General features: G+C 58.3%; 3 protein-coding genes. 2 read left to right on the forward strand and 1 reads right to left on the reverse strand.

Features of this window, described 5'->3' with window-relative positions:
• The first annotated feature begins 174 nt into the window (after positions 1–174).
• Both ABX749_RS21080 and ABX749_RS21085 read left to right on the forward strand, forming a co-directional pair.
• On the forward strand, positions 175–1,137 hold the full coding sequence (locus ABX749_RS21080) for a hypothetical protein (RefSeq protein WP_372897711.1): 963 nt from the start codon (positions 175–177) through the stop codon (positions 1,135–1,137).
• A gap of 224 nt (positions 1,138–1,361) precedes the next feature.
• Positions 1,362–2,024 (forward strand): class I SAM-dependent methyltransferase, encoded by a 663-nt coding sequence (locus ABX749_RS21085; RefSeq protein ID WP_372897712.1) that lies wholly within the window; start codon positions 1,362–1,364, stop codon positions 2,022–2,024.
• 9 nt (positions 2,025–2,033) lie between these two features.
• Here ABX749_RS21085 and ABX749_RS21090 read toward each other — a convergent pair.
• The coding region (locus ABX749_RS21090) for a hypothetical protein (protein WP_372897713.1) at positions 2,034–5,127 on the reverse strand (3,094 nt) is incomplete at its 5' end.

Below are 5,127 nucleotides of genomic sequence, written 5' to 3' on the forward strand. Positions count from 1 at the left end.
CCTCCGGTCCCTCATCGTTCCCCGAACACCGGAGGGCTCGCGCCCTACCGCTAAAAAATGCTTCACAGCGTTGCCAGCGAGGATTGTAGTCCAAGGTAGACTGGCCATTATACGCAATCGACGCGATCGGAGACCGGGCGGCTCGTCACCCGCGTCCGGGAAGAAGCATCAGCAATGCACAATCTGATTGAAGGGACTGTGACGGAAGACCAGCTTTCTGACCGCACGGCTCGCGTTCCCTGGTGGGCGTGGGCCAACGCGCTTTCGCTCGATTCGGTAACGGTCGGTCTGGTTTGGTTGCTCGTGTTGACGGGCTCGTTTTGCGATCGATTGCCTTCGCTGTATGAATTCGCGATCATCGGTCTGTCGATTTGGCTGGTCTACACCGCCGATCGGCTGTTCGATTCGATTCGATTGGACACCGAGCGGCGGCACTCGATACGTCATCACTTTCACTTCCGCTATCGAAGACCGCTTTGCCTGGGATGGTTTCTGGCGTTGGGGCTGGATACCGCGCTGGTGGTTTCCTCTGCAACCGATGCCCAATTGCGTTGGGGATGTGCCGCGATCGCCGTCGTCGTCGCTTATGTGGCGAGCGTGCAGTTCCCGAGGAACTCGACGCGATGGTTGCCCAAGGAATTACTGGCCGGGTTGGTGTTTGCATTCGGGGTCAGTCTGATCGCGTGGTCTGAATTGACACCAGGCGATTTTCGTCCGCTTTTGATTTCGGTTCTGATGGCAGCGTTCGTGTTTACCGCCAACTGTTTGACGATCGCAATGTTGGAGCGTGATTTGGATCGGATCCAAGCATTTGACTCATGGGTGTTGCGTGCACCGGGTACCGTCGGTGTTTTACCGGGTGCTCTGATTCTGCACGCCTTGATCGCGGCTGTTTTGGTTGTGATCGAGACGATTCCGCCGGGGATGGGGTTCTGTTTGATCGCCAGTGATGCGATGCTGTTCGCATTGGCCGTCGCCGGTTCACGGTCTTTGGCGACGCAGTCGATGGATGGGACGGGTGCGGCATCAATCGGTCGGTTGGTTGCCTTGGCGGATGTTGCGTTGGTGATACCGCCGGTTGTCTTTTGGGGCACCGGTTCAGTCGTCGAGAGCCTGTCCGGTTTTGCGGTAGGATGATCCCAGCACGTGGCGTCAGCCAGTGGCGCGTGGTGACAGCGAACGCCACACGCGCCGCTCGCTTACCGGCTTGTTAATTTAATCAGCCGTTTGGCGCGAGCCTACGGGCGCCGGTGAGTGATCGACATGATGAATGCCCGTACGCTTGCGCGAAACGGCAAATCCACGTGCGATCGGATTAAATCAACAAGCCGTCACGCTTCCCGCTGGTAAGGATCGTCTTGGTGAACGACAACGCAAAATCGGTACGGGGATACGACCGCCTGGCGAAGGTCTATCGTGGGCTAGAAATCTGCCTGTTCGGCAATGCACTCCACCGCGCGCGTCTCGCGCTGCTGGACCAACTCCCTCGCGTCCATCGAGCGTTGGTTCTCGGTGACGGAACCGGGCGGTTGCTCGAACAACTTTGCATTACCCAACCGGATTGCCGGATCACGTCGGTTGACCAGAGCCGTCAAATGCTGAATCAACAGCGACGACGGGTCGAACGGATCGGGGCCATCGATCGCGTTGATTTGATTCAAGCCGATGCACGATCGTACGACGTGCCGAAAAACCATTTCGATCTTGTGGTGGCCGCATTCTTTTTGGATTGTTTCAGCGAAGACGAGTTAGCCGAAAACGTGCCTCGGTTTCTTGCCGGTCTCCGCGACGACGGCACCTTCTACTTCGTCGATTTTGTCTGGCCGTCTTCCACCTGGCGGCGGCGACAAGCCACCGCGTACCAGTGGTTGATGCACCGTTTCTTTCGTTGGCAGACGGGGCTCCCAAATCGACGATTGGTCGATCTGGATTCCGTGCTGGCGACGCAGAATCTGGTGCTGACCCACTCCGCAGACCGACTGCATCCGATGATGGCGTGTCGGTGCTATCGCGTGCAACGGTGAAGCTGGTCGTCAGCGTGCCAATCGATGCAGATGATAGTGGTCGGGTTCCAGCGCGGACTGGGCCAACTCGATCAGGTGTTGATGGTGGGTGAACAGGATGACTTGCGTTCGCTCGGATAATCTCGAAAACCGCTTCATCGCCGCGACGGTGCGTTGGTCGTCCAATTGAATCAAACAGTCGTCGATCACGACGGGAATCGCGTGCCCCGCGGAGAGTTGGTGTTCGAGCGATGCGAGCCGCATCGCCAAGTACAATGCATCAGCGGTCCCCAGACTCATCGCGTCGACGGGCACCAGATTCTCCTCGTCCTGGGCCGACGCGGCGATGCCGAATAATTTTGAGCGTCCCTTGTCATCGAACTCTGGTTTCAACCCGGCATATCGACCGCACGTCAACTCTTCGAAGGCTTGGCAGGCGATTTTTAACACCGGACTTTCGTTCTCGCTGCGGTAGTGCTCGATCGATTGTTGCAAAATCATCGACGCAATTCGCAGCTTGGCGTACTGTTGCGATTCCCGCTGGATGGTTCCGTGCAGCAGTTGCAGTTCTTGGTTCAATTCCGCCGCGCGGTCTCCTCCGTCGATCCTGGATAGCTCTTTTTTGAGCGCCCCGACCTGCTGTTCGACTGCGGACCAGCGTTCGTTGAGTGTCTGCAACGACTCTTCGAGTTTGCCGATTTCGTGTTCTAATTCGACGCGATCATGTGATTCCACTTGCTGGGCAAATTGTTCCACAGCGACTCCACCGGCGATCAACGCCAATTGTTCCTCGGCGCGGGCACAGGCCTGTAGGGCGGCTCGCTTTTCGGCGGCGTTTTGTTCCACGCCGGGCAATTCGTCGCTGTTGTCGACGCCGGCTTCGCGACAAAGTTGGGCAAGCTGTCCCGCGGCCGCTTCGAGCACCTGATTGTCGTCGACAAGTCTGGCTTTCGCCGCGGTCAGATCGGCTTTGAAACGCTCGGCTTGACTGGCCGCGTTCTTGGCCGTTTGCAGTCGTTCGTACAACGCTTGCGCGATCTCCGCACTGTGTTGGTCGGGTTTGCATTCCAAACCGACGATTCGTGCGATCACCGTCGCCCGCTGTGCAAACGAACGGCCGTCGTCATCGATCGAGCGAATTCGTCCGAGGATGATGTCGCGTTCACGAGTCTCTTCAAACAGTTTGGCGATCTTTTTCAACCGCATGCTGATCACGCTTGGGCTGACGTCCTGATCGCCGGCGAACGATGCAATCGCCTGCTTCCAGTCGCTGTCCCATTGCTTTCGTTTCGCCGCATTGGATTCATACTTGGCTTCGGCCGCGGGCAGCGCCGCGTGGATTTCGTTTCGCTTGCGGCGGATCTGTTCCAGATGCGAGGCAGCCGCGACGAGTTCATTCCGCAGCGCTGTTGCGCGATCGTGCAAGGATTCCAGATTCATCGGGTCATCCGCCATAGCCGACGTCTCGCCATCCCCGGCAGCGAGATGGCCGGCAGCGACGGGACGGGCGGACCAAGCCCCTTGCAGGGCGTGGGCTAACCGCCTCGCATTGCGATCAATGCGAGTCAGGGTGGAATCCAGCCGTCCGCGTTCTTTTTCCAGCGAGCGGTATTTTTCAACCAGGGTTTGATGTTTGGCGACCCAGTTTCGCATTTCGCGGACCTTGCCGGCGGCGATCCCGCAGCTTTCCCACAGCTGGCTCCACTGCTGGGACGCCTCTGCGGCCAGCCGTTCGGCCTGGACGACCGCTTCGTCCGCAGCGTCGATCGCGTCCTTTAATTTGGCAATTTCCAGTGTGACCGACGCCCGCTCGGTCACCTGTTTCTGGTGGGAGCGAATGGTGTCGACCACGTCGTCTGCGGTGCGAATCGACTGCCGCACCTGGCGTGTCGACGCTTGGAAGTTCGCTTCATCGTCGCGTGACGCGGCGAGTCGATCGACCCATTGGTTACGAGTTTCGCGTGAGCGCTCGAGTTCTTGCTCGGTCGGAAGCGGTTGATCGGCTTGCAAGCGGGTCAGTTTTTCGGCCGCATCGTGAAGCTGTTTCCGCAAGGTCGCGACTGTTTTCTGAGCATCATCGACGGCCCGCGAGCGATCGCGAAGTGTTTGGTCGTGGTCATCGATCTCCGCGGCCGTCGGCGGTTGCAAGCGTGCCGCATCGTCGAGGCTGATTTGACCGAGTCGAAGTTCTCGGATCAATCGTTCGCACTGTGATTCCAGATCTCGGCAACTGGAACGTTCTTGGTCGGCTTGATCCAACAGGGTCGCCGGCGGGCCGATCTCTGAAAGCACCGACTCGATCATCGCCGGGTCTGCGACGTCTGGATGCCGTTCCAGTTCGTCGTCCAATTCGGCAAGCTGTTTCCGCAACGCTTGCAGTGACTCCAGTGAATCGCGTTCCTGTTGTCGCAGCATCTCGCAATCACCGGCCAATTCGTTGATTCGAATTTGCGCCGCGTCGCTGACGTGCAAGCGGTCGACGTGTTGATCGACTTCGTCGTCCGGAGCGTCGTCGGCGATGTCGATCTCTAGATCACGCAGCAATTCACGCAGGTGGCGGTTGCGGTTTTTGACGACCCGGTACAGGTTGGCTTGATCTTTCGATGCCGCTTCGCGCGCGGCGATTCCTTGGAACAAGGCGACGATTTCGGTTTCATGCTCAATCGTCGCCGGATCGATCAAGCACGATTGGATTTCTTTTTCCGTGGCCTCAATCTCACGTTGTAATTGATCGACCAATCGTTGATAGGTTTGGCGGTTGGCGGATGCTTCTCGGCGGCGGGCGGCAAAGTCTTCGTCGAGCGTTGGCACCGATGACAACGCGTCCAATTGGGCCTTGTGTCGTCGCCAGATGGGAACGATCGCGTGGGCTTCGCGGATCGCCTTCTGTCTGGCCAGCGACTGGGCCAACCGCGTTCGTTCGTCGGCCAGTTCTTGCGATTTTTGCTCAGCCTCGGCCAACTGGCGTTTGAGCAGCTGGTATTCGGCCGGCGGCGTCTGGAGTTCACGCACGATTTTGCGTTTTTCGTCCAGTTCGCTCAGCAAACTGTTGATGCGTTTCTTGCCGCGTTCGAGAAACAGTTCCTTGCTTTCGTTTTCAAGTTCGGTTTGAATCGCTTTCAGC

This window comes from Stieleria sp. (assembly GCF_041595215.1).
Classification (GTDB): Bacteria; Planctomycetota; Planctomycetia; order Pirellulales; family Pirellulaceae; genus Stieleria; species Stieleria magnilauensis.

Excerpts from the sequence above, each read along its gene's own strand:
- ABX749_RS21080 (WP_372897711.1), top strand. The coding sequence starts at position 175 with ATGCACAATCTGATTGAAGGGACTGTGACGGAAGACCAGCTTTCTGAC.